The sequence below is a fragment of the Dyadobacter luteus genome, from assembly GCF_003383615.1.
Classification (GTDB): domain Bacteria; phylum Bacteroidota; class Bacteroidia; order Cytophagales; family Spirosomataceae; genus Dyadobacter; species Dyadobacter luteus.
Map to the genome: position 1 here is coordinate 271,448 of NZ_QNUL01000001.1, position 23,770 is coordinate 295,217.

A 23,770-nucleotide genomic window follows, 5' to 3' on the forward strand; every position below is an offset into this window, starting at 1 on the left:
AATCCCCGTCTGCTTTTTAGATGGGGATTTTTTTTACCCGCCAGTGGCAAAACAGGTACATTTTCGGTTACAATGTCACCTATAATCAAAACTTTACACTGGCATTAATTTTTTAAACTCAGGAAGAAAATCAACACTTCAAAACTCCAAATTTTTTAACGACTCATTGTATGGAAGCAAAATTAGCATTGCCTGAATTGATGTATCTGTCTCCGACTACCAGAGAAAAGGCGGTAGCCATCGCTCAGGAATTACTCAAGACAAACAACATTTCTCCCAGAGAAGCTGTTTCGAAAGCTATTCTCATTGCGAAAAACTGGGCCGTTAAAAATGTAAACAGGAGAGTTTGGAAAAAACTTAAATCCATAGAGGAAATAATATGAGTGATTCATTTTTGAGATTAAAGGATCAGGTTGCCATTGTGACCGGATCCAGCTCCGGAATAGGACGCGCCTGCGCCATTCATCTTGCCAGCCTTGGAGCCAAAGTAGTTGTCAACTATTCGTCCAATGCGGAAGAAGGCAGGAAGACAATGGAGGAGATTGAAAAAATTGGCGGCACCGCAATTCTTGTCAAGGCTGATGTAAGCCGCGAGGAAGAAGTGAAAGCCATGTTCAATAAAACCATTAATGAATACGGGAAGCTTGACATTCTGATCAGCAATGCCGGTCTTCAGAAAGACGCTGCGTTCCTTGATATGACATTGGAAGAATGGCAGAAAGTAATTGACGTCAACCTGACTGGTCAGTTTTTATGCTGCCGGGAAGCAGCCAGGCAATTCGTAGCACAAGAGAAAAACAAAGCTGATGTTCTGGATCACAGCGAACTTTCCATTGGTAAGATCGTCCTGATGAGTTCAGTACATGATATTATTCCGTGGGCAGGCCATGTTAATTATGCGGCTTCCAAGGGTGGAGTGATGATGTTCATGAAATCTATTTCTCAGGAACTGGCGCCGCATAAGATCCGGGTTAATTCTGTGAGCCCCGGAGCTATCAAAACGACCATCAATAAAGAAGTTTGGTCGGATCCAGAAAAATACAAAAGTTTATTGCAGTTGATTCCTTATAAACGAATAGGTACCCCACAAGACGTAGCCAAGGCTGTCGCCTGGCTTTCTTCTGATGAGTCGGATTACGTAAATGGGGAAACACTTTATATTGATGGAGGAATGACCTTGTATCCTGAGTTCGCGGACAACGGTTGACATTCGAATTGAGCAAATCTAAAACGCGTCAGAAATCTGATGCGTTTTTTTATGTCTTTCTTTTTAATTCTATCCGTCCCCCTTATTGCGTCATATACAATAAGGGAGCGGATTAAGAGGAGGGTTTCAAATTTTTAAGTGATAATGGTGTGTGTACCGCTTATTTTTTGAACACTCAAATTTCTGCATTTTTTATGTTAGGTTTTATCATGGTAAACCATGAAATTGACTCCAAAAAGCCATGATATTGGTACTCTAAACTAGGATAATACTGCATTCAGGGGGATATTTATACTAATCTAATGAATCGTACAAAGATTCAGGGTCAGGGATAGCCATTGACATGCGTATCATATATGTAACCATACTTCTGTTTGCTCTCTCAGCTGGCCAGGTGTCTGCTCAGGGAACCTATAGATTCCGGCATGTCGGAATTGAAGATGGTCTGTCGCAGGGTTCGGTATACCATATGATGAAAGACTCACGGGGCTATCTGTGGATGTCGTCACAGGATGGAGTCAATAAGTTTAATGGTAAGAACTTTGAAGTTTATCTTTCCGGAGCTTCAGGAGAATCGACGAATATACAGGGTATTGCAGAAGACAAGGAAGGGCAGATATGGATTGGCTCACATAAAGGCGTTTATAAATACGACCGGCCAACAAATAAATTTTTGCAACCCGGCTTCACAAAAACAATTCCAACCGGGTCTGTGCATGTATTCTCAGACCGGGACAGGAATACATACCTGCTGACTGAAACAGGTTTATTTTCTCTACATAATGGTAGAATCAAACTTCTGACCGATCAATTAGCTTACAGCAGGTCTCAGTTTAACAACTTTATCACCACAACTCCCGATGGAGATATATGGCTTCTTACTCCCGAACACGAAGTCATTCGCTATGCCGTTAAAACTCAGAAAACAATCCCGTACTTTTCGAGATCTTCATCCTCTTTTTCAACAGGTTCTGACTTTTCCTGCATCAGTTCCGACCGTGCAGGCAACGTATGGATCGGCGGAAAGCAGCAACTGATATGCCTCGAATACAACACTCAGAAAACTACAGTACACACAAACCTGTTGCAGGATCAAGGGATTAACTTTTTTGACATTGCCGAGGATCTCCACGGAAAGTTATGGCTGGCTACTGAGAAAAACGGGATCATTATTTTCGATCCGCGAAAAGGCAAGATTGCAGAACACATCCAACATGAGGACGACATCGCGAATAGCCTGAAATTCAATGAAGTAAGCGAGATATTTATTGATGAAAACAATGATGTATTTGCTAATACCGATCCGCAAGGTATTGATATTATTACGAGTGTCCCCTCCGCATTTACTTGCTATACCTACGGTAAGAACAATAATTTTAATTTGAGCGGCTATTCAATACGGGGGCTTGCAGAGGATAAAAATGCAGATATATGGATTGGAACTGAATTAACAGGAATTAACCGTCTGAGTCCTAATACCGGTCAGGTGAGGCACTACACAACCGCAAACGGACTTCCGGATAACACAATACGCTATGTACTGAAGGACCAGGCGGACAGAATATGGGTTGCCACTCTGAACGGGTTCGCGCTATATCTTCCCGATGCGGATCGGTTTCGAAAGTTTGAACTTCCCAACTTTTGTGAAGTAAGCAATTTGTTATCGGTAGATAACTCTTTGATGCTTCTGATTACTAACAAAGGAATTATGTTCTTTGACACGCATAAGATGCAGGTAATCAAAACAGAGAAGAATTCTTTTGTTGGTGGTTATGCATCCTATTTCGATGAAAAAAACCAGCTAATCTACATTGCCAGCCGTTATCGGGGTGTTGAGGTATTTCAGCTTTCAGATAATAAGTTAAAGCAGATCCGAAAACTCTTCACAAATTACCATGTACTTGATCTGCACCACTCCACCACGGAAGGACTGTTATGGGCGGCCACAGATCAGGGTTTGGTGAAACTGAATATACTTAACAACAGCATTATCAAAACTTATCACGTTAAGGATGGTTTGCATCATGAATACATCTATTGCATCCAACAGGATAAGTCCGGAAATCTCTGGCTCAGCACCAACCGGGGACTGACCAGATTCAATCCGGAATCCGAACGATTTGAATTCGTTAAGGAAATTCCTCCCCGCGAGTACAACTCCCGTTCCTCACTTGCCACTGCTTCTGGTGATCTATATTTCGGAAGTACCAGAGGTCTTGACCGTATAAGACCGCGACTACTCAGTTTGCGCAGAGACAAAGTAAGCGCTCACTTCACGGGGCTTGTTCTTGATGGAACAGAAAATGGCAGCAATCCTAAACAGATTGCTGCAGATGATACGATACAACTCTCCTACTCAGACAATACTTTTACATTGAAATTCACAGCCACAGATTTTCGTAGCGCCGGACTGAACCGCTTCCGGTATTTTATGAAAGGATACGATAAGGATACAATTTATGCAGGCACACTTGACCAGGTACGATATGCCCGCCTGCCTGCCGGAGAATATGAATTTCAGCTACAGGCTTCAGACTTGGGAGGCAACTGGGTATCCGCAGTTAGAAAATTGTCGATCGTAATCGCACCACCTTTCTGGCAAACGTGGTGGTTCCTTTTTCTGATGATTCTCCTGTTCGCAGGTGTTATTTTTCTTTCTATCAGAACCTATCTCAATCAAAAATTACTGGCTCAGCGAATCGAGTCTGAAAAGAGAATTTCACTGGAAAGGGAGCGGGCGCGCATTGCACGGGATATGAATGATAGCCTTGGCTCTGAATTATTCGGACTCAAACTATTGGGGCAGGTAGCTATGCATCAGTCCAATAAAGAAGACACTAATTCCTACCTGCAACGTATTGTGGATACTTCCCGAACGATCTCGGATCAGATCAGTGAGGTGATTTGGATCACAGACTCAGAACAGGACAATGCGGAAAGCTTGTGGTCCTATATCAAAAAGAACGCCGATATTTATCTGCGTCCTTCAGGTGTTTCATATCATTTTGCTGATATCTGCGAAAATGAAACAACGGCCATTTCCGGAGAAAGGCGTCACGAAATTCTTAATTTTCACAAGCTGTTATTCTCTGAGGTAACCAAATCCTTTAACCTCGGTAATTGTAAACTCTCCTTTAATATATCCCCTTCAGACCTTACCATTACGTTAGTCAATGCTGAATTCCCTAATCTGAACTTACCGCTTCTGCAAAGTCTTAAGAAATTAAGAGGATCACTTTCCAGCGAGCCAGAATACCTGTATGTGTTTAATATTCCCCTTAAGGATTAGTTAAGTAAATCGTGTTTGACGGCAAATAGTACCATCCCAACCACACTTTTGGCTCCGATTTTCTGCATCAGATTTCTTCTGTGCGTTTCCACTGTGGGCACACTGATAAAAAGTTTTTCCGCAATTTCGTTGGTAGACATCTCCTTGCCAACAAGTCTGAGTATTTCCAGCTCTCTCAAAGTTAGCTTGGCAAATGTACCCGGCTTCGTTGTCAGATTTTCGTCTTTACCGACTGCGAGCTCAATCACCACTTCATCACTGTAATAGCGGCGTCCGTCCAGTATCGTTCTTATCGCCAGCAGCAGCTCATCAGCATCAGCCATTTTGAGTACATACCCGTTCACTCCTGCTTTGATCGCCTCCCTGATTTGCTTCACATCTTCAACCATGGTCAGCATCAATACTTTTACATCCGGATCAAACCTGCGTATGGCTGAACACAGCTCAACTCCTGAAAATCCGGGCATTCGCATATCAGTAATCACGATATCTGCGCCGTGTTCCTGATAATACTGCATCGCCTGACGCCCATCCGTATAGGCTCCGGCGATGGACAAACCTTCAAATGAGGAGAGAAGTAAAGACAGACTATCCAGTACAATCTGGTGGTCATCCACCAAAAGCACCTTAGATTCTACGTTATTCATATTTCTGATAGAAGTATTTCAAGTTTTGATAATAAGAAGGGATGAGTGTCAAATCCGGCAATCTTAATGACATTTCAAATTCATAAATGTACCATTGATGACTGCTATATTTACAGCCACAATAATCTATAATTATCATACCTATGCTCAACGCTTTTATCAAACTTTTCACCGAAACAAAATGGATGGCCTGGTTTTGGACGCTGTGTATCCTTGTGGCGTGTACAATTCCCGGCAAAAGTATCCCTTCAGCCCCGGTTATAGGGTTTGACAAAGTTGTACATGCAGGTCTTTTCTGTGTGTGGATTGTGCTTTGGCTTCTTGCAACACGGGGTAACGCTTTGTTATGTGTCGCTGCCGGAATAGCCTATGGCGTGGCTCTTGAATTTTACCAACAGCTTCTGCCGTTCGATCGCACCTTTGACTGGTGGGACGCACTGGCAGATGCTGTTGGTGTTTTATTAGGCTATTACTTCAAAACGCGGATCATTGATCGTTATCTCCAGCGCTTATACTGATTGATCAAACCATTTGTAGAGCTGTCGTGACTGGTAACCGGCCAGTCATTTTGCAACTCAGGATAGATGTTATTAGCAAGTTGTTTTCCAAGCTCAACTCCCCACTGATCAAAACTGAAAATATTCCAGATGATACCCTGAACAAATATCTTGTGCTCGTACATGGCAATCAGGCTTCCCAAAACCTTCGGTGTTATTTTCTTAACAAGAATCGAGTTGGTTGGCTTATTTCCTGTAAATACTTTAAACGGGGTAAGGAAATCAATCTCTTCCTTTTTCTTTCCTGCTGCTTCCAATTCTGCTTTAGCCTGATCGTAGGTTTTACCGTTCATAAGCGCTTCTGTTTGCGCAAAGAAATTGGATAGCAACATTTTGTGGTGATCACCAAGTGGATTGTGGCTTGTTGCAGGCGCAATAAAATCACAAGGAATCAATTTTGTCCCCTGATGGATTAGCTGATAGAACGCATGCTGCCCGTTTGTACCAGGTTCCCCCCAGATCACCGGACCTGTCTGATAGTCTACAGGTTGGCCATCACGACCTACATACTTGCCATTACTTTCCATATCGCCCTGTTGGAAATAGGCTGCGAAACGGTGCATGTATTGGTCATATGGCAAAATGGCATGCGACTGCGCATTGAAGAAATTGTTATACCAAACACCTAAAAGTGCAAGAATAACAGGAATGTTACGCTCAAACTTGGTAGTACGGAAGTGTTTGTCCATATCATGAGCACCTGCCAGCAGTTGTTCAAAATTCTGGAATCCTACGAAACAAGCAATTGAAAGTCCGATTGCAGACCACAGTGAGTAGCGACCACCAACCCAATCCCAGAAGCCAAACATGTTTTCAGGATCAATCCCGAATTTTTCCACCTCTGTACGGTTCGTAGAAATCGCAACGAAGTGCTTTTTCACTTGCTCCTGATCATTCGCTTTTTCAAGGAACCAGTCACGGGCAGAAACAGCATTAGCCATTGTTTCCTGCGTTGTGAAAGTTTTGGAAGCAATCATGAAGAGTGTAGTCTCAGGATCAAGCGGCTTCAGCGTTTCAGCAATATGTGTGCCATCTACGTTAGATACGAAATGCACATTTAACCCTTTTTTACCATAAGCCTTCAGTGCTTCTGTCACCATTACCGGCCCCAAATCACTGCCTCCGATACCAATGTTGACGATATCAGTAATTTCTTTGCCTGTGTAACCCTTCCAGTTACCCGAGCGAACGCGCCCTGAAAAGTCTTTCATTTTTTCAAGAACCTCGTTGATATCCGGCATTACATCCTTTCCATCCACTTCTACCGGGGTGTTAGAACGGTTTCTTAGTGCCGTATGCAGTACCGCACGTCCTTCTGTGGCGTTGATTTTACCACCTGAGAACATCTGCTCAATGGCATCGGCAAGACCAGACTCTTCTGCCAGCTGAACAAGATACGAGCGTGTACGGGAGTTGATTCTGTTTTTGGAATAATCCAGAACGATATCACCCAGACGAATCGAGAATTTTTTGAAGCGATCAGGATCTTCTTCAAATAAGGTTTTTATGTCTTTTTGAGAGATGGTTTTATGATGTGTTTTCAGCTTTTTGTAAGCCGCGGTCTTATCAAATGGCGTGGTGCTAAGCATCATTATTAAGTGTTACGTTTCTAAAAGATCAAAAATAAACGGCAGCAGGGGTACTTTTACTACCAGTTGCTACAAAAATAGGATATAACTGCACGCCAAACCACTTTTTAGGCCTGGCTTGCTGCACAAACTCCTCTGAAATAACCAACGGATTCCGCTATACCTGCCAGCGGATCCTTCATATCTTTCTCATATTCAAGACTGCATGAGCCTGCATACTTCACCTTTCTGAGCATTTTAACAAATGCAGGAATATTAATCACGCCACGGCCTAATTCGCACGTTGTGCCATCTTTGGTGGCAGCGGTAACATTTTTTAAATGTATATCGAAAATTCTTTTGCTGTATTTACCCAAATCCGCCACCGCATCCTGATTATCTCTCGTATCATGACCCATATCGAAGCAGATTCCAACCCGTGGATCAAGATTTTTAATCAGGTTGTAGATCACCGTTGCGTTCGGATACAGCTTATCTTCCGGACCATGATTGTGGATGGCAAAACGAATGTTGTGCTCCTTCACCTTTTTTTCCAGATATGGCAAATGTTCAGGATTGGGAATACCCACAATCAGGTTTACACCTACTCTTTTGGCATAATCAAAGGCGTTGTCAATCTCTGCCGTAGTTTTGACATAAATTGGCCCCACTGCATAGCCTGTCACGTTGGACTGTTTCAGCTTTTCATGAAAGGCCGCCATTTCTTCCGCTGTGCTTTTGTAAGGCAAATGAAAATCTTTGATGCATAAATAGCGCACATCCGTTTTCTTCATCATCGCCAGTGCTTCATCAAGCTTAAAATGTACAAAACTGAATCCTGCTACACCAAGCTTAAAAAGATCTTCCTGCTTACCATTGGCCAGCACTCTGTTGACATCGAGTACGCTGAAAGCACTGCCTGCCGCAATTGTACCAATAGTCTTTTTTACAAAATCACGTCTTGAATTCATTTGAATCTGAGTTTAGGAAATACATATTTCTGTTAAAGACGAATAGTTTGGGATTTACCACATTTCTTGTGAATAAAATTATGTCAAACTTAGAGCCTGTTTCTATCAAATTTTCAATTTCACTCCCAACCTGTTTATCAAACCTGTGAGCAGGATGATGAAAAGTGAAAATAGCAGAGATTTCACCAGACCAATCATTCCCGTGCGTAAAAACAGAGGCAGACTGACACCGGCAATCGTGACGAGGGCATACCATATATAAGGGATAAGATAACATGTCAAAGTGGCTTCTCCTGCTGGTTTCAACGCATTTGCCCAGTTTTTTCGGTCGGCCATTTCTACCAGCCAGAAGAAAAAGGCATATACGATAAAGCTCACACCAGTGCATATTCCAAGCCAGGCAGGTGTGGCGCGTATTTTGGAACTACCCCAAAATGGCCGCGTTCCAAAACCAAATAGAAGACTCAGCACTCCAAGCAAAATAAGAATGGCAATGAAGATTGTTGCATTGTCTTTTCTGAAATGACGCTGATAGAGCATAGATGCAACCACACCGGCCATTGTAAAAGCGGGCATTGCACCACTTCCTACAATCCAGAATGTATTGCGTATAGCATCCAGAGGGGTTAGCCAACCGGCGAAATCAGCCAGATTGAACAACACGAGTACAAACCAGGAAAAAATAACGAGCAAAAGACGCTGCCTGAAATACAGGTATACAACTGAACAGATGAGGTACGACCAGCCGATCAAACCCAATATCCCCCACCAATGCGTTTCCATCCAGCGCGGATCTTCTTTCGTACCTCCCTGATACACTGCCGCCAGCACGATGAGCACAACATAACCTGAAACTTTCAGTGCTGTATAAAGGCGCTTTCTCTCAGGCTTATTAGGATAAACATTCCATATCAGGAAAAAGGCGGCGATCAAAAGAATTTCCCACACATATTTCGGGATCATCATTACTTCGGACCGCATATTTTCGAAATTAACCAGGAAAATTCCCATCAACAGAAGTGCAAATGTCCTTTCGACAATGTGTTGAAGAACAACCCGATTACTATCGCCTTTCGTCATTCGATTGTTGATAGCAAATGGTAAAGACAGCCCTACAATAAAAAGGAACATCGGAAAAATAACATCAGAAAAACCCATGGCATCAGCTTCGGCAGCGGTGTGTAAAAGCCAGACCGGGACATCTTCGAGTGTCCAGAAATCATTGACAAAAATCATCAAAAACATAGTGACTGCCCGGAAAATATTAATTGATTCCAGTCTCTGTGAAGGCAATGTCGATGTCTGCATTAAGTAGTGTTTAGAGAAAACAGGCAAGTGCTAATCGTTTTAAAGTTATGTATTTCAGTTAATCTGCACTACATCGGCTCACATTTTATATCACGGTGACAAATAGCATCAGAGAAGAAGAATAAAACTTCATTGCCGATTTTCCCGGTTTAAAGGTTCGATTTTCCTGTTTAAACTCATCTTTAAAAACAAAACTTCCTATTGTGATTAAATTTAATGTAAATATCCTACTTGAATAAACTGCTTCAGGGCTGGATATACTTAACGTCATAAAACTTTAATTACCGAACCCTTCAGAATATTGAAACCGGGTACCATTCTGTTTGAGATTGCATGGGAAGTATGCAACCAGATCGGAGGGATATTCACGTATCTCAAATCCAAAATTCCTGTGATGACCGATACCTACGGAGATGATTATCTCCTGATAGGACCGTATCTACCGGATCACAAAAAAGCGGAGTTCAGGCCTATTGCGGCTCTGGACGACTCTGCTATTTCGAGAACGATTGTCAAACTTCGGGAATCAGGATTTGAGGTACATTACGGGCATTGGCTACTCGACGATTCCCGCCCCAAAGTACTACTGTTCAATCCTGACATTGATACCGGACAACTCAACACTATTAAAGCCCGGCTTTGGGAAAAATATCAGCTCTCGACAATCCAGTCCGATCAAATACTGGATCAGGTACTTGGTTTCGGCGAAATACTCAGATTGTTTTTTTCTCTTTACACCGAGTGCATAAACAGGGACCAGGACGTTTTAGCTCATTTTCATGAATGGATGTCCGCAAGCTGCGTTCCTGAGTTAGCGGACGACAAGGTTCGCGTTGCCACGGTTTTCACTACTCACTCCACCTTGTTGGGACGATACGTAGCCCCAAACGAACGCCATTATTTCTCGAATTTTCAGAACTATGACTGGCAAACGAAAGCTAATGAGTATGGTATTGAGAACCGGCTTGTGCTGGAAAGAACGATTGCAAAAAAAGCACAGGTGTTGGTAACGGATAGTGAGCATATCAGCCTGGAATGTGAGATATTTCTTGGTCGAAAACCCGACCAGATTATTTTCAACGGGATAAACAAAAAAGCTGTACTTCGCCACGAAGTTTTCGAAACCTATACCCAGCACCGTGAAAAGATAGATGATTTTGTAAAAGCGCTGTTTTTGCCCAGTTATCCTATCAATACGGACAAGGCAGTCTATTTCTTTACCTCAGGCCGATACGAATACCGGAACAAAGGATTTGACATTACGCTGGAAGCTATGGCAAGGCTTAACGGAAAGCTTATGAGAGAAAATTCTGATCTGACAATTGTCCTGTTCGTCATTTCAAAACGACCTTTTTATCATATCAAATCTGAAGTGTTGGAAGCAAAGCAGAAATACCAGGATCTAAGAAAGATATGCGCAAAGATCAGCCAACGGCTCGGGCCCAGACTATATGCTAATGTGGCTCACTCCGGTGGATCTAAATTACCTGACCTCAATAACCTGATTGATGATGAATTGCTGCTAACATGGAAGCAGGCCGTTCGGGATTTCAAGAGCTATACCTTGCCTGCTGTTACCATGCACCAGTTGGCAGAAGAAGATGATATTACCCGCTTTTGCCAGACGGCTGGCCTGGATAATAAAGAGAGTAACAGGGTCAAAGTGATCTATTATCCTGACTTTATAGAACGTGCCAAATCATTGTTTGGAATCGATTATCAGGAATTTATCAAAGGTTGTAATTTAGGAATTTTCCCATCATTTTACGATCCCTGGGGCTATGCTCCCATGGAGACAGCGATGGCTGGAACACCGGTAATTGCCAGCGATACCTCCGGGTTTGCTCACTATCTTTCCGAAGTGATGCCTAATCATCAGGCAGGAGAAATGTATTTGCTCAACCGCAAATTCCAATCCGACGAAGAAGTCATTAACGGACTGCAAGAACAGCTTTTCTCGTTTGCAGAGTCGCTGGCAAGGGAGCACTACATACCCCGCGCAACCCTCCCAACCTATGTAACTGAGCCACTCCGCTGGAAAAATTTACAATCCCGCTACCATGAAGCATACAAACTGGCTTTCACCAGATTACACCCCGATACGGGATCGTACTGATTGTCAGCCATTTTGAAACCCGCCGGAAAATTCTTCAATCCGGCGGGTTTCAGTTTTGTAATTTTCAGCTGCCCAGATAACGCATGGACAGCATTGTAATGTCATCAAACTGCGTTGCCGGCCCTATAAATTGAACAAGGCTGGTCAGTGTTGCCTCATTCATTTCTTTGGCAGTCACACATTGGGAACCTTCCCCGGTAGTGAAAAAATCCCGCAATGTGTGCAAACCGTACCTGTCGCCGGGGATATTGTTGGCATCGGTAACGCCATCCGTGTAAAGAACTACCTTATCACCCGGGTTCAACTTCATGGTTCGGGACGTAAACTCAAACTCCGGATCAAAACACAGCGCCATTCCACCTTCCTTTTTGAACAATTCTGTTTCACCGTTTGCACGGACGATTACCGGTGGTTCGTGCCCTGCGTCAACATACTCCAACTCCCCTGTTTTCACATTCAGAATGCAAACAAATGCCGTCACGAACATAAATGAGGAATTGTCCTCACTTAAAAACTCATTGACAATTTTCACCTTCTGCACCAGACTATCTCCATTGCGGTTGGAAAACTGACTTTTGAAAATAGCTTTGGTAATAGCCATAAAAAGTGCAGCCGGTACGCCTTTATCCGACACATCACCAATCATAAAAAACAAATGATCCTGGTCCTTCATAAAGTAATCGTACAAGTCCCCTCCTACCACTTTTGCGGGTTGCAAAAAAGCATGAAGGTCTACCCCGGCCTTTCCTATGTTTCCGGGGACGGTTTTAGGCAACATCGACATCTGAATTTCCTTTGCAACACTCAGATCGTTTTGAATAGCAATGAGCTGCTCTTTACCCTTTTCCAGATCCGCCAGCATTTCAATATGCTCTACGGTTTTGGAAATTGTAATTTCGAGATCTTCAAAATTCACCGGTTTGGTTACAAAATCAAATGCGCCTCTGTTCATCGCAGTGCGGATATTGTCCATATCACCATAAGCCGACACCATGATGGACTTTAAAAGCGGATTCTGCTTCTCATTCACTTTGGACAAAAAAGTCAATCCGTCCATCCCGGGCATATTTATATCCGAAAGTATCAGCGTGATATCCCCTGCTTCCTCCAGCCTTTCAAGCGCTTCTATCCCATTATTCGCAAAAACGAATTCGTATTTTTTATCTCTGATCTGCTTTCTGAACAACTGGAGAATAAGCATCTCCATGTCCTGCTCATCGTCCACACTTAAAATTCTGATTGCCATTACTGAAGTTTTTTAGTTGGGTATAATATTGGATTATAAGACCGGAATCGTGATTTTGAATTCCGTAATTTCTCCAAGTGTGGAGGTAACTTCTATTTTTCCTTTGTGCGTTTCTACAATTGCACTGTAGGTGAGTGCCAGTCCCAAACCGGTTCCTTTGCCCGGTGGCTTGGTAGTGAAAAATGGCTGAAAAAGCCGCGAGACAATTTCCGGAGGAATGCCTATGCCATTATCTATAATGCGTATCTCGACTTGATCTCCGATTTTCTGCGAAAAAACACGGATCACCGGATCGAATCCTGCGACTTCCTGCTTTCGTTTCTCATTAATTGCGTAGCAGGCATTGTTAACCAAATTCAGGATTACTCTGCCAAATTCCCCACGGGAAATATTGATTTCGCCAATCTGAGGATCAAGCGTAAAATTCAGGGAAACATTAAAATCTTTGTCCTCCCCGCGCAGACTCTGATAAGCAAGCTTGGTATACTCTTCCAGTAGCTGATTCAAATCGGTTGGTTCAAGAAAAGGCCCGTCTGACCGTGTCTGAGCCAGCATTCCCTGAATAATTCTTTCAATCCTCTTACCGTTTTCATTGATTTTCAAAAGATTTTTCGAAAGGGTTTCGAGCAAATCCTTCTGGTCTGCGATATCATCTTCTGTCTTATCTGAATCTGCTTTCTCTATAATTTCCAAAATCTCCCCCACCAATCCCTGGGATAATCTTGAAAAATTATTGACGAAACTGACCGGATTTTTTATCTCGTGTAAAATCCCCGCACTCAACTGACCGATATCAGCGAGTTTATTCAATTCAAATATCTTTTGCCGGTACGCCTCTATCTCCTGATTTAGCTCCAGGACATTGTTACGCTCCGCATCATCGGCACTGCGGGAATCTGATTGACTGGTAGTTTCTGCCCCCATAATACTGGTCATTTAATTTGTGTAATTGGTCATTCGGGTGGTTAGCCGACAATAGGAAGGAAAATATTAATCTGGGTAAACTCGCCCTCCTTCGAGTCTGCAGACATGCGGCCTTTATGAAATTCTATAATGTCCTTGCTCATATACAAGCCCAGACCCGTTCCCTTTGAAGTAGGCTTTGTGGTGAAAAATGGATTGAAAAGTTGCTCCGTCTCTTTTACCGGAATTCCCCTGCCATTATCCCGGACGGCAACCCGTACACCGAAATCACATAAATTCGAAATCACTTTCACTTCAGGTTCAAAATCCTTGACAAGCTTCGTTTTTTCAATAACTGTATAACAGGCGTTGCTGATCAGGTTAACCAATACCTGCGAAAATTCATACGGCAGCAGACTTACCTTGGCGGCCTCACTATCAAGCTCCAACGTGAGTTTTACCGAAGCTCCTTTGTACTCATTCATCACCTCCTGCACTGCAGACCTTGCCTTGGTTTCGAGAAAAGGGTTCAACTCGGTAACCAGGAATTCCGTCGATTTGCCTTTAAGTAATTTCTGCATATCCTTCACGATACGGGTAGTGCTGTTACCGTGCTCATATATCTTCTCCAGATTTTTCTTCAGCATATCCAGGCCACTGTCCAGATCATCCCGGTCGTCCTCCGAAAACGCCTCATGGTGTTTGTCAGTAACTTCCGTAATTTCTTTCAGTATCAACCCCGACGACATCGAGAAATTATTGATGTAGTTCAGCGGATTCAGTATCCTGTCCACAATTCCCTTGGTCAACTGCCCCACAGATGCAAGACGCTCCTGACGGATAAGCTCCTCCTGAGTGGACTTAAGGTTGCTGAGCGTATTTTCCAGGTTTTCGAGAATATTGGTTTTAATATATGCTCCGATCAGATGCTCCTTTAAATTTTTGACCATGTGAAAATCACGTTCATGGAAAGCATTCTCGTAGTCCATGTTTTCAAGGGTAATAAAACTTTTGACGCTTCCTTCCACCCGTATTAAAATCGTAATCAGCGATTTGGGCGCATAAATGTCATCAATCGAATTATTCAGGTTTTCGTACCTGAAATTGTTCTTCAGAAAAATGTCTTCGTATACCTCAACCCCGTTTTCTACGTACCTCTGAGCTGCCTGGTCATAGGTGAGCCTGACATCTTCCACACTCGCCGGATCTACAGTTCCTGCCATGGCCAGAAACTGGTACGAATCCGATGAACGGTTGTGTATAAGTGCGCAGGCGCTGTCCACATTCTGGAAAAGACAAAGGCGTTCCAAAACCATTTGAAAAAGCTTTCCTGTATTGACCTCTCCGTTGATCGACTTTACCAGATCATCTATTCTTTCCAGTTGATCGTTGGTAGATGACAATTCTTCCGATTGTTTTTCGAGCTCTTCTTTTTGATTGACCACTTCCTCTGTCCGCTCCCTGATCAGGTTTTCCAGTCCCTGCTTTTCGCGGATCACAGCTCTGAGTCGCCACCGCACCGCGTAATAGACCATGAAGGAGAACACGCTGATATAAACCAGACCCATCCACCAGGTAAAAAACCAGGGCGTCCGGATCGTAATGGGAACAATCGCCTCCTGTGAAATATTACCGTAGATATCCCTTCCACGTACTTTAAAATTATATTTCCCGGGTCTTAAACCGGAATACTCCTTATGTGTAAGCTCACTCCACTCAGACCAGTTCTTGTCAAAATTTTCAAGAAAAATCTGATATTCTACTTCCTGATTGACGTGATAACTGGGTAGTGCATACTCGATAGCAACGCTGTTTTTGTCATTATCGATAACGATTGCCGGCTGCTTTCTTCCATTGGATGAATCAGGAAAAATGACTCCACCATTTGTTAGTTTCCCGGTTGAAGTTGAAAGCTCACGGATCAGTGTTGGATATTTATGCGTGTAATTCCTCTTTACTTTCAGATCAATCCTGTACAGCCCCTGATCTCCCCCGGCCCAAAGTACCTCGTCCTGATCAGGGTACAAAACCTGAAATGAAATACCTGAAACTGGCATGAATGGTTGCTGAATCTTTGTAAATGAAGGTGTTGAGCCACCCACATTTTTAAAAAAGGCAATCTCCCGCTTATCGCCGCGTGTCGCCCATATATTATGCTCACCATCTTCGATCAGCTGATCGTACCAGGAGTTGGTAACATCACTTTTTTTATTCAGAATATTGTAGGGTTCAAACCGGTCGCTTTCGGGTTTATATACAAAAATCCCATCTTTGTCCGCTACGATCAGGTTGGTACCATATCCCGAAATCTTATTGTATAGCTGGCTTTTTAATCCCTCTTTCTCTGTATATCTTTTGATCTTACCACTTTGCCTGTCCCACTTTAAAATTCCACTCGACAACGTCTCCAGCCAAAGCTGATTTCCTTCTTCCTTTATCCCCACCACCTGATCGTCAATACCCTTCACTTTCGAAACTGCCCATCCACCCGCTGTTTTGGTGATTTCTTCCAGCCCATTTTGCAATCCTGCATAGGCTTTATCGGGATTTGATTCCGAAATACTTACAGAAAGAGAGAAATCACTGGATATATGCCGACTGCCCCCACCTAGACTCCAACGTACAACTCCACGGCTGGTAGCAACCAGCAGAGCATCAGCTGTTTTTTCAAAAGCCAAAACACTGCCTTTAAAACTTTCAACCTGCTTAACTCTGTTATTTTCGATGTAGTACAAGCCATACAATGTCCCTACATACAACTTTCCGTTAAAGCGTGTAACTGAGGTTACTTCTCCCTTCAACCCATTCGTGGCATCGTAGCGTGAAATCGGAGAAGGCACATTCATTTTCCCGATCCCGTCGTTGAGTGCGAGCCAGAGATATCCATCACGATCAGTGAAAAGAAAACTAACCTGACTGTCCTGAATCACGCCACCTGACAACAACGGATATAAAAGATTTCCCTCCTTCGATAGCACCAATAAGCCACCTGTTAGCATACTAACAGCAATACTCCCATCTGCAAGCCGGATAGCGTAAGTAGCTTTATTGGTAATAAGTTGTGCATTGGCATCGCCCCCAAGTATTTGCAGTCTGTCGTTAACCAATTTGAAAATACCCTGGTTGGTCGTTACAACCAAGGCTCCTGCATCGTTGAGTGGAATCAAGGCCACTACATCCAGCAGCACGGGTACGTCCTGCGCTTTGCTTATCTGGGTAAGCGTTGTGCCATCCACGTTAATCAGCCCCAGATTCCGGCTGTAAACAATTACTTTATCGTTTAGTTTAAAAGCAGTGGATGTCTGAAAATTGTTTTTTTGTATACGCACCTTTTTACCATCCCAGATATACCATGCATCCGCAGAGATGAAATAAATCCTATCTTTCATTTCAAGAATTTGCGTAATGGGTCCTATCTTTTGTTTGATCAGCCGTGATAAACTCACAAACTTATGCACACCCACAGAATCATAGCCCAGATAGCCAAACTCTCCGTTGGCGCCGACAAGCACCCGTCCTTTTTGATCTGTTAACAGAGAAGAAACCCGGCTGATATTCTCTGTCAGAATCGTCCTCCAGTTCACGCCATCGTACTCGAGTACGCCTGCAAAATTGGCCAGATAAATCACGCCTGACCGATCCTGAGTAATCGAAAAGTTTTGCCCATGCGCGTTGTAATCTGCCGGGACATACACCTTCGACAAAGGATGCCCCATTTCCTTATCCCGGGAAAGAATGGGTTGTGCTGTAACCGCCGGCGCAATCAGAGCGGTGCAGTACACAATCACTTTCAGCAGTATCAGTTTATTAAATTTCATTTTACAAATGGTATCAAATTGCCCCTGTTATCAGGCCGTAACTGACGGTCTGGTCTGCATTTCAATGGAAAGATCTTTTAGAATGTAACTATCTGTGATATAGAATTCGGAATCATCAGACACATTGGGAATCATCACGATGCCATCATTTTCATGTTCCGTAATATCCCATATTTCTCCTGCTGCAATATGATGTCCTGAGAATACCAGGCTGCCCTGCGTGACTATAAGTGTCACGTCCTTTTCACCAGTAAATTTCCGCAGGTCGGTTATACCACCATTTTCTATGTTAAAGTAGGTTGAACCAAGAAAGATTCTTTGTAAGTCCTCATGACCGAGTTCACTAAGCGGATCCAGCCTGTGCAGCCTGTGAAGTTTACTGATCAGCAATTCCTGTTCACGTGAAAGCAGATCCAAAGATTCCATGATTGTTTTGTGAAAAACATCGTTTTGTTCGCTAACAACCCGTAGCAACGTGAAGAAGCGCTTAGGATTTACAATCCTGAGTATGTAGCAGGCGGCTTCAGACATTACTCTGGATGTCGATACAACATTGGACACCAATACAGCTGTAACACTGTCCACGTTAAAGTGCTTTAATTCAAGTAATGCAATGGACTTGGCCCAGCGTGAGATTCTCGTATAATCTTTGTTAATAATATCCTTCAAACGATCTTCCGTGGTCAGTCTGTTTTGCGGAAAAATCAGACGATAACGGCCCAGCATTTCGTCGGGAGTGGTGCTTTCCAGAAAGGGCAACAGTTTATTTTTTACATCTTCAGGAAGCAGCAGATCCGCTATCTCAATCAAATAATCCCGCACATCCTCTTTCTGATCACTGTTAATTAAACTAATCACATTAAATTTTGAGCCATACAGCACCTCCAGCACGATAAACGCCTTTTGTATGATTTGATCCTTTTCCCGCTCCAGCGATACCATCAACTGACTGTAGTCGGCATAATCGTGGCTCAGATCATTCTGTACTGCCAGCGCCCATGCGTAAGTACTCATATAATCCTCAAATTCCTGCAGAAAGAACTGCTGCTCCGTAACTGTGGCACTGTAGCCCAAATCTCTCAGTGAGAACAGTACCTTCTCCTTGATCAACCGGTTCGGATTGGACATATTCTTCCGCAAAAACCTGATGCCCTCAACCCCGGCTATCGATTTTACAATTTCAAGAAGCTTGATCTGAAACTGCTTGTTCTCTGTACGGCTGGCAAACAATTTTTCGACTTGTTTCAAAAGCGGAGTTCCGGATTTGACCAGGGCCTGCGAAGCGAGTGCGTAAAATCTATCCTGGTCAAGCTGTTCAAACAGATAGGGCCAGAGTTCCTTCCTTTTCAGATCTCCCGATGCAACAATGGCTGCCTCCCGAACATGCGGATCTCTATCCTGCAAAAGCGGAATCAGGAATTTGTATGACATAAACCGCCTGGATTGTCGCAGGCTTGATGCTGCCAGATACCGGTCCGATTCGCTGGACGAAGTGATAAGATCAGAAAACCGCTCGTAGGCAGGCTGCTCAACAGTTGATTCCTTTACGGTCGCTTTGAATACCGTTTTTTGAGGAAAGGCAAAAACCCTGTCACGCACAATCTTTTTATATGCTCCCTGACCTTTCACTGCCACAAAAATCCAGTATAAAGTAATCACAAGAAAAATACCGGAAAGCACGAGATCGTCAATAATGGCTAAGCCACGGAGCACCAGCAGAAAAATCCCCGCAATAAGCCCTCCTACAGCCTTGGCTCTTCCTTCGATCCTTGCCTGTACCTGCAAGCGGAAAACAGCCGGGATCGGTTGATAAAGCATCTGATACACAGGATCGCTGATGGCTTTACGTACTGCACTCAAAAAGAAACGGGCAAGTACGATACAGGCAAAAAAGATAGCAGAAGTACCACTGCTTAAACCATAAACCACTGCCAGAATAAAACTGAACGCCAGACTTACCGGAAGCATGATGATTCCGATACGCATACCGTATTTGGTCAGCAGGCGATTATACAGGAAGGTTTTAATAAAAAATTCGATGATTGAACAAATCCCGAAAAAGATGGCAAGAAAGCTGGCCAGTGATTCTTTGTCAGGAAAAATAATTCTCGACTCGGTAAAGAAGATGTACTCTACATAAAACAAACCAAAAACCGGCAAAAGAGCCAGAATGAATATGTTGCGGTAATAAGGCTTGCTGATACGTTCCTCATGCTTGTCTACTTGTGTCTCTGCTTCTTTCTCCTGATGCTCCGGCGAAGGATTCTGAAGATAACGGCGGTGTATGCGACGAATAAAAATGTCACATATGATCAACAGGCCTACCACCAAAAACAGCAGTGAATCCGGATTGACAAACTTGATAATCAGCGGCATTGACAAATAGGCAAGCACCGAAGAGATCACTTCTCCTGTATTGATCAGTCCGGAAAGACGCTTGGATTGCTGCATATTAAAAAGCTTTGCAACAATTGCCCAGAACGTAACGCCATTGACAAGTACGAAAAACCGGTTCCAGATGAAAAGCGCGAAAAATGCCCAACTGTTTCCGGTAAGATGGTAAAACACCACTATACCGACAATGGATATAATCAGCAAAAACAGTGCTCCTTCACCCAGTTTCTCAGAAGAAATTTTCTTCTGAAGACGGGTGATCAATATCCCTGTTGCATACACGAGTACCCCGCCGGCAATGTAAGCTTCGGGCAGAACTGAACCTGTAAAATGAATCAGAAACGACGAAACAACCACAGTGTAAAACACAGCCATAGCTCCTCCCATAAAAAAGGAGTAGGCGATCAGCAGGAAAACAAGATTCTGTTCACCCTGCTTAACCTTTAAGGCTTTTAATATACTGTCGTTGAAACTCATACTAGTATTCAGCCAGTTTTTTAATCATATAAAAAATCTCCCGTCCGGGAATCTGAAAAGGTGACACGATTTGCTCGATCATTGTAAAATCCAGCTTCTTTAATGCTGCAACCCTTCCTTCCAGCGGCTGAGCAGTGATCATTCTGGCACCATTTTCAATAGCAAAATTCACTCTGGTTTCATCAAGTAATCTGGCAAGACCGTGTCCGCGGCTTTCGGGATCCACCACAAGTCTGTTGATAGAAGCAATCGGTAAGCCGCCATACAAATCGAACAGACTTTCATAAGCCGCACTGGTATAGGGAATGCTGTGATACGAATAGTGAAAGCTCATTCTGGCTGAGGCTACGATGTGTCCCTGATGGATCACGATCCAGTGATGGGAATCTTTATCCAGATCGTCCACCCATTTTTCCTGAGCAAAAAATTCGGTATTAATTCCGCGTTCATTTTTCCATGAACTGATTCTCAGGGTTCCGATTTCATCCATGTGCTCAGGATAGCTCACCTTGATCAGCTCAAATTCTTTTTCACCAATAATAGTCGGGGGGTTCATGCTTTCAAACGTTGAATGAGCAGTGTCGTACAATGAGTTCATCATTTGTTTAACTTCAGATTAGTATCAAATAACAATGCAATCGTGAGGGTTCTTCTTTCCTGTGGAAACCGGGACGCATTGGCAACGCCTTCCGCAGCCCTTGTTCCCGGCACAAAATATTCATTGTTAAAAATGTTGGATGCCTGCAACTGTAGACTGAGACCTTTCACCAAATTGTTATAGGTCAGGGCTGAGTTGAGTAGATAAATGGCCGGAAAGCTGCTCGCCGGATTACTGCTTCCAGATGTAGTCAGCCCTGTTTTTCTGGCGCTCACATAGTTATTAGTTACACTGAGGCTCAGGTTTTTGCTGATCGTCATCACGCCACCGATGTTCATCATCCAGTCGGCTATATCGCTCACCCGTACCTTTTTACCAGCCTCCTTACTTAAATCCATCGGGCTCGTGTAGGTGAAGTTGCTCCACAGACTGAACATCTTGTTATCATATTTGGCCTCGGCCTGCAGCCCGTTAATCCGCTGTTTACCCAGCGCCTGAAATTGAGTCGTTGTTCCGCTGCCAGTAGGAGAAGGTGCCTGAGCCAACCCAACTGTGTTGCTATAGTTGGCATGATAACCGACCAGATTTACAGAGAAACCCTTTCCAACTTTAACCAGTAAACTCAATTCGAGATTCTTAACTCTTTCGGGCCGCAACGTCGGATTATTGAGCAGGCGTCCGGAATTGGTTGCATATTTCTGAAGGTATGAAGCGTCCTTGAATGCTTCAGCATAAATCCCTTTGAAGACCAGGTTCTTTTTGTAGTAAATAACAGCCAGACGCGGGTTAAAAACGGCTCCATAACCGCCACTGCTCCGGATTCTGTTGTAATCAAGACGCCCACCTGCAACTACTTTCAACCTCTCTGCAATACTGTAGGTCGCTTGCGAAAATATCCCCAGATCAAAAACCCTGAAATTATCACCTCCTGCGAGCGTAGAGTCAATCCTGCCGGTCTCGTCGGGAATCTCAGTAAAAGAAGTGATGTAATTGCCCTGAATGTTACTGTTTCGTAATTCCAGCCCGCTGTTAATGTCCAGATTAGGAACAGGCGTCCACAGAAGCCTGGTTTCGTTACGAAGCTGTGTAGAAACACGGTAATAATAAGGTATTGAATAAGTTGGAGCCTTTTCGTTAAGCAAGTCGAGCAGCCGCAATCCATTATTGTAATAGCCTGTATACCCTGCAAGGTTTGTCTCGCCTTTCAGCTCATGCAAGCGGTAAGAAGTAAGGTTGATGAACTGAAGGTTGTCGTTGATAAACTTGTTGTAGTTCAGCGACAGCGCACGGTTTAATGTCACCCATCTCGACAAATCCTTTGTTACAATCCTGGACTTATTGGTATACCAGGGTGCGGCACCTTCATCCAGTTTCCAGTTCAAGAGTGATATTGTAAAATCCTTCAACTCAATCTTCGTTCTGAAAAGCCAGTTACGACTTGCATCGTTATACTGCACCGGATTCCCCTTGATATCTGCATTAAACAAATACGTATTATCAAGCTGGGCTGCCTTTTCCCGTCCGGCTTCTGTCAGCGAGATTTCTGACGCCCGCCCATCTTCAGCCAGTTTAACCGCATACAAATTACTGTTTGGGAAACGCGTAGTAAGCTGATTTGCATCAATATATTGCTGAGCCAGATACTGACCATTGGCCGCCTTGCCAGTTATATTCTGAGCAGTTTTCAGGTAGTCGCCGGGCTGTCTTGCATCGTAGTTCCACTCAGGGTAAACAGAAAGATCAAGCTCATCCGAACGGAAGTAACGCCCTGTAACGGTTACTGCAATATCTTTTGTTCTGGCTGTAACACTTCCATCCACCAGACCGGTTCTTAAGGATGCGTAGCGAATACTGCCATTTCCGGAGATATCAACCTTTTTGCCCTCCGGCATGGCCTTTTCCATATGTTTGACTGTCACCAGATTGATCACTCCCACAAAAGCGTTGGCACCGTACATGGTTGACGCCGGGCCATAGATCACTTCCACCCTTTCAATGTCGGACAGTGCATATTGTCTTGAAAACTGGATATTGTCCGAAGAGAGGTCATTTTCCTCTACGCCATCCACCAGAAGAATCGTGCGATCATTGCCTGTAGATCTATAACCCCTCTGATATACAACCACATAACCCGGCCCGTTGCCACGTATCACGTCAAATCCGGGCAGGTCGCTCAGCATTTGCGTAAGATCCCGGTAACCTCGTTTGATAATATCATCTTTGGTAAGAACCGTTACAGTTGCAGGCACCTGTTGCAGGTTTTCAGCTTTTTTAGAAACCGAGGTGATCTGAATGATCCGTTCCTGCAAATCCTTTTGCTGAATTACAAGCTCTTTAAACTGTGCAGAAGCCGAAAATTCAGGTTCGTAATTCTGGTTAACCATCAGCAAACTTCGCACAGCAGCAGCAGCTTGTGGCAGCGAGTCGAGTGCCAGATAACTCATCGCAACAATCTTATATCCCTGCACCTGAGCATTCGCAGAGAAACGTGTTTTCAAACAAGGATTCAGAATTTCAAATACTTCATCAAAATTTCCATTTCGGTATTTTCTATCGGCTTCAGGAATAATCACGGAAGCGTCGCAATCCGTTTGCGCCCAAACCTTCGCTGTAGCAAGCAGCGGGATCAGGCAAACCAAAAAGATTACTGTGTTTTTCATCGTCAAGTTTT

Annotated in this window: 15 protein-coding genes; 5 read left to right on the forward strand and 10 right to left on the reverse strand. The window is 43.6% G+C overall.

Features of this window, described 5'->3' with window-relative positions; genetic code table 11:
* The first annotated feature begins 170 nt into the window (after positions 1-170).
* From DSL64_RS01105 to DSL64_RS01115, 3 genes are all read left to right on the forward strand, one after another.
* Positions 171-383: a hypothetical protein gene (locus DSL64_RS01105; protein WP_199539311.1), complete on the forward strand. Its 213-nt coding sequence runs from the start codon at positions 171-173 to the stop codon at positions 381-383.
* Positions 380-1,207: an SDR family oxidoreductase gene (locus DSL64_RS01110; protein ID WP_115828791.1), complete on the forward strand. Its 828-nt coding sequence runs from the start codon at positions 380-382 to the stop codon at positions 1,205-1,207. The genes DSL64_RS01105 and DSL64_RS01110 overlap by 4 nt, the downstream gene beginning before the upstream one ends.
* A gap of 343 nt (positions 1,208-1,550) precedes the next feature.
* Positions 1,551-4,496 carry a ligand-binding sensor domain-containing protein gene (locus tag DSL64_RS01115; RefSeq protein WP_115828792.1) on the forward strand — a complete coding sequence of 982 codons (2,946 nt, stop codon included), beginning with the start codon at positions 1,551-1,553 and terminating at the stop codon, positions 4,494-4,496.
* Here the strand turns inward: DSL64_RS01115 and DSL64_RS01120 are convergent.
* Positions 4,493-5,143 (reverse strand): response regulator, encoded by a 651-nt coding sequence (locus tag DSL64_RS01120; protein ID WP_115828793.1) that lies wholly within the window; start codon positions 5,141-5,143, stop codon positions 4,493-4,495. The two genes, DSL64_RS01115 and DSL64_RS01120, sit on opposite strands and share 4 nt — an antisense overlap.
* 143 nt (positions 5,144-5,286) lie before the next feature.
* On the opposite strand from DSL64_RS01120, the gene DSL64_RS01125 reads away from it, so the two are divergent.
* A complete protein-coding gene (locus tag DSL64_RS01125; protein ID WP_115828794.1) occupies positions 5,287-5,661 on the forward strand; it encodes a VanZ family protein in 375 nt (124 codons plus the stop codon).
* Here DSL64_RS01125 and pgi read toward each other — a convergent pair.
* The 3 genes from pgi to DSL64_RS01140 form a co-directional block, all read right to left on the reverse strand.
* The gene (gene pgi, locus DSL64_RS01130) at positions 5,640-7,289 is read right to left on the reverse strand and encodes a glucose-6-phosphate isomerase (RefSeq protein WP_115829135.1); all 1,650 of its coding nucleotides are present in this window, start codon (positions 7,287-7,289) and stop codon (positions 5,640-5,642) included. The two genes, DSL64_RS01125 and pgi, sit on opposite strands and share 22 nt — an antisense overlap.
* 107 nt (positions 7,290-7,396) lie before the next feature.
* The gene (locus DSL64_RS01135) at positions 7,397-8,239 is read right to left on the reverse strand and encodes a sugar phosphate isomerase/epimerase family protein (RefSeq protein ID WP_115828795.1); all 843 of its coding nucleotides are present in this window, start codon (positions 8,237-8,239) and stop codon (positions 7,397-7,399) included.
* A gap of 105 nt (positions 8,240-8,344) precedes the next feature.
* Positions 8,345-9,547 carry a DUF5009 domain-containing protein gene (locus DSL64_RS01140; protein WP_229216910.1) on the reverse strand — a complete coding sequence of 401 codons (1,203 nt, stop codon included), beginning with the start codon at positions 9,545-9,547 and terminating at the stop codon, positions 8,345-8,347.
* A gap of 301 nt (positions 9,548-9,848) precedes the next feature.
* Here DSL64_RS01140 and DSL64_RS01145 point away from each other — a divergent pair, with 301 nt between their 5' ends.
* The gene (locus DSL64_RS01145; protein ID WP_158547836.1) at positions 9,849-11,663 is read left to right on the forward strand and encodes a glycosyltransferase; all 1,815 of its coding nucleotides are present in this window, start codon (positions 9,849-9,851) and stop codon (positions 11,661-11,663) included.
* Between the two features lie 64 nt (positions 11,664-11,727).
* On the opposite strand, the gene DSL64_RS01150 is transcribed toward DSL64_RS01145, so the two are convergent.
* The 6 genes from DSL64_RS01150 to DSL64_RS01175 are packed head-to-tail and all read right to left on the reverse strand — an operon-like array spanning position 11,728 to position 23,759.
* Positions 11,728-12,909, reverse strand: coding sequence for a PP2C family protein-serine/threonine phosphatase (locus tag DSL64_RS01150; RefSeq protein WP_115828797.1), 1,182 nt, complete (start codon positions 12,907-12,909; stop codon positions 11,728-11,730).
* A 33-nt stretch (positions 12,910-12,942) separates the two neighbouring features.
* Positions 12,943-13,845: a sensor histidine kinase gene (locus DSL64_RS01155; RefSeq protein ID WP_115828798.1), complete on the reverse strand. Its 903-nt coding sequence runs from the start codon at positions 13,843-13,845 to the stop codon at positions 12,943-12,945.
* 29 nt (positions 13,846-13,874) lie between these two features.
* Positions 13,875-17,630 (reverse strand): sensor histidine kinase, encoded by a 3,756-nt coding sequence (locus tag DSL64_RS01160; protein WP_115828799.1) that lies wholly within the window; start codon positions 17,628-17,630, stop codon positions 13,875-13,877.
* A 30-nt stretch (positions 17,631-17,660) separates the two neighbouring features.
* Positions 17,661-20,501 carry an MFS transporter gene (locus DSL64_RS01165; protein ID WP_115828800.1) on the reverse strand — a complete coding sequence of 947 codons (2,841 nt, stop codon included), beginning with the start codon at positions 20,499-20,501 and terminating at the stop codon, positions 17,661-17,663.
* Position 20,502: 1 nt separating this feature from the next.
* Positions 20,503-21,057, reverse strand: a complete 555-nt coding sequence (locus tag DSL64_RS01170; RefSeq protein ID WP_158547837.1) for a GNAT family N-acetyltransferase — start codon at positions 21,055-21,057, stop codon at positions 20,503-20,505.
* 41 nt (positions 21,058-21,098) lie between these two features.
* Positions 21,099-23,759: a TonB-dependent receptor plug domain-containing protein gene (locus DSL64_RS01175; protein WP_158547838.1), complete on the reverse strand. Its 2,661-nt coding sequence runs from the start codon at positions 23,757-23,759 to the stop codon at positions 21,099-21,101.
* Positions 23,760-23,770: the final 11 nt, after the last annotated feature.

Bases quoted from the DNA above. Each gene is read 5' to 3' on its own strand.
- DSL64_RS01120 (WP_115828793.1), bottom strand. From the start codon at position 5,143: ATGAATAACGTAGAATCTAAGGTGCTTTTGGTGGATGACCACCAGATT.
- DSL64_RS01155 (WP_115828798.1), bottom strand. From the start codon at position 13,845: ATGACCAGTATTATGGGGGCAGAAACTACCAGTCAATCAGATTCCCGC.
- DSL64_RS01170 (WP_158547837.1), bottom strand. From the start codon at position 21,057: ATGAACCCCCCGACTATTATTGGTGAAAAAGAATTTGAGCTGATCAAG.
- DSL64_RS01105 (WP_199539311.1), top strand. From the start codon at position 171: ATGGAAGCAAAATTAGCATTGCCTGAATTGATGTATCTGTCTCCGACT.
- DSL64_RS01140 (WP_229216910.1), bottom strand. From the start codon at position 9,547: ATGCAGACATCGACATTGCCTTCACAGAGACTGGAATCAATTAATATT.
- DSL64_RS01125 (WP_115828794.1), top strand. From the start codon at position 5,287: ATGCTCAACGCTTTTATCAAACTTTTCACCGAAACAAAATGGATGGCC.
- DSL64_RS01165 (WP_115828800.1), bottom strand. From the start codon at position 20,501: ATGAGTTTCAACGACAGTATATTAAAAGCCTTAAAGGTTAAGCAGGGT.
- pgi (WP_115829135.1), bottom strand. From the start codon at position 7,289: ATGCTTAGCACCACGCCATTTGATAAGACCGCGGCTTACAAAAAGCTG.
- DSL64_RS01135 (WP_115828795.1), bottom strand. From the start codon at position 8,239: ATGAATTCAAGACGTGATTTTGTAAAAAAGACTATTGGTACAATTGCG.
- DSL64_RS01110 (WP_115828791.1), top strand. From the start codon at position 380: ATGAGTGATTCATTTTTGAGATTAAAGGATCAGGTTGCCATTGTGACC.
- DSL64_RS01150 (WP_115828797.1), bottom strand. From the start codon at position 12,909: ATGGCAATCAGAATTTTAAGTGTGGACGATGAGCAGGACATGGAGATG.
- DSL64_RS01115 (WP_115828792.1), top strand. From the start codon at position 1,551: ATGCGTATCATATATGTAACCATACTTCTGTTTGCTCTCTCAGCTGGC.
- DSL64_RS01175 (WP_158547838.1), bottom strand. From the start codon at position 23,759: ATGAAAAACACAGTAATCTTTTTGGTTTGCCTGATCCCGCTGCTTGCT.
- DSL64_RS01160 (WP_115828799.1), bottom strand. From the start codon at position 17,630: ATGAAATTTAATAAACTGATACTGCTGAAAGTGATTGTGTACTGCACC.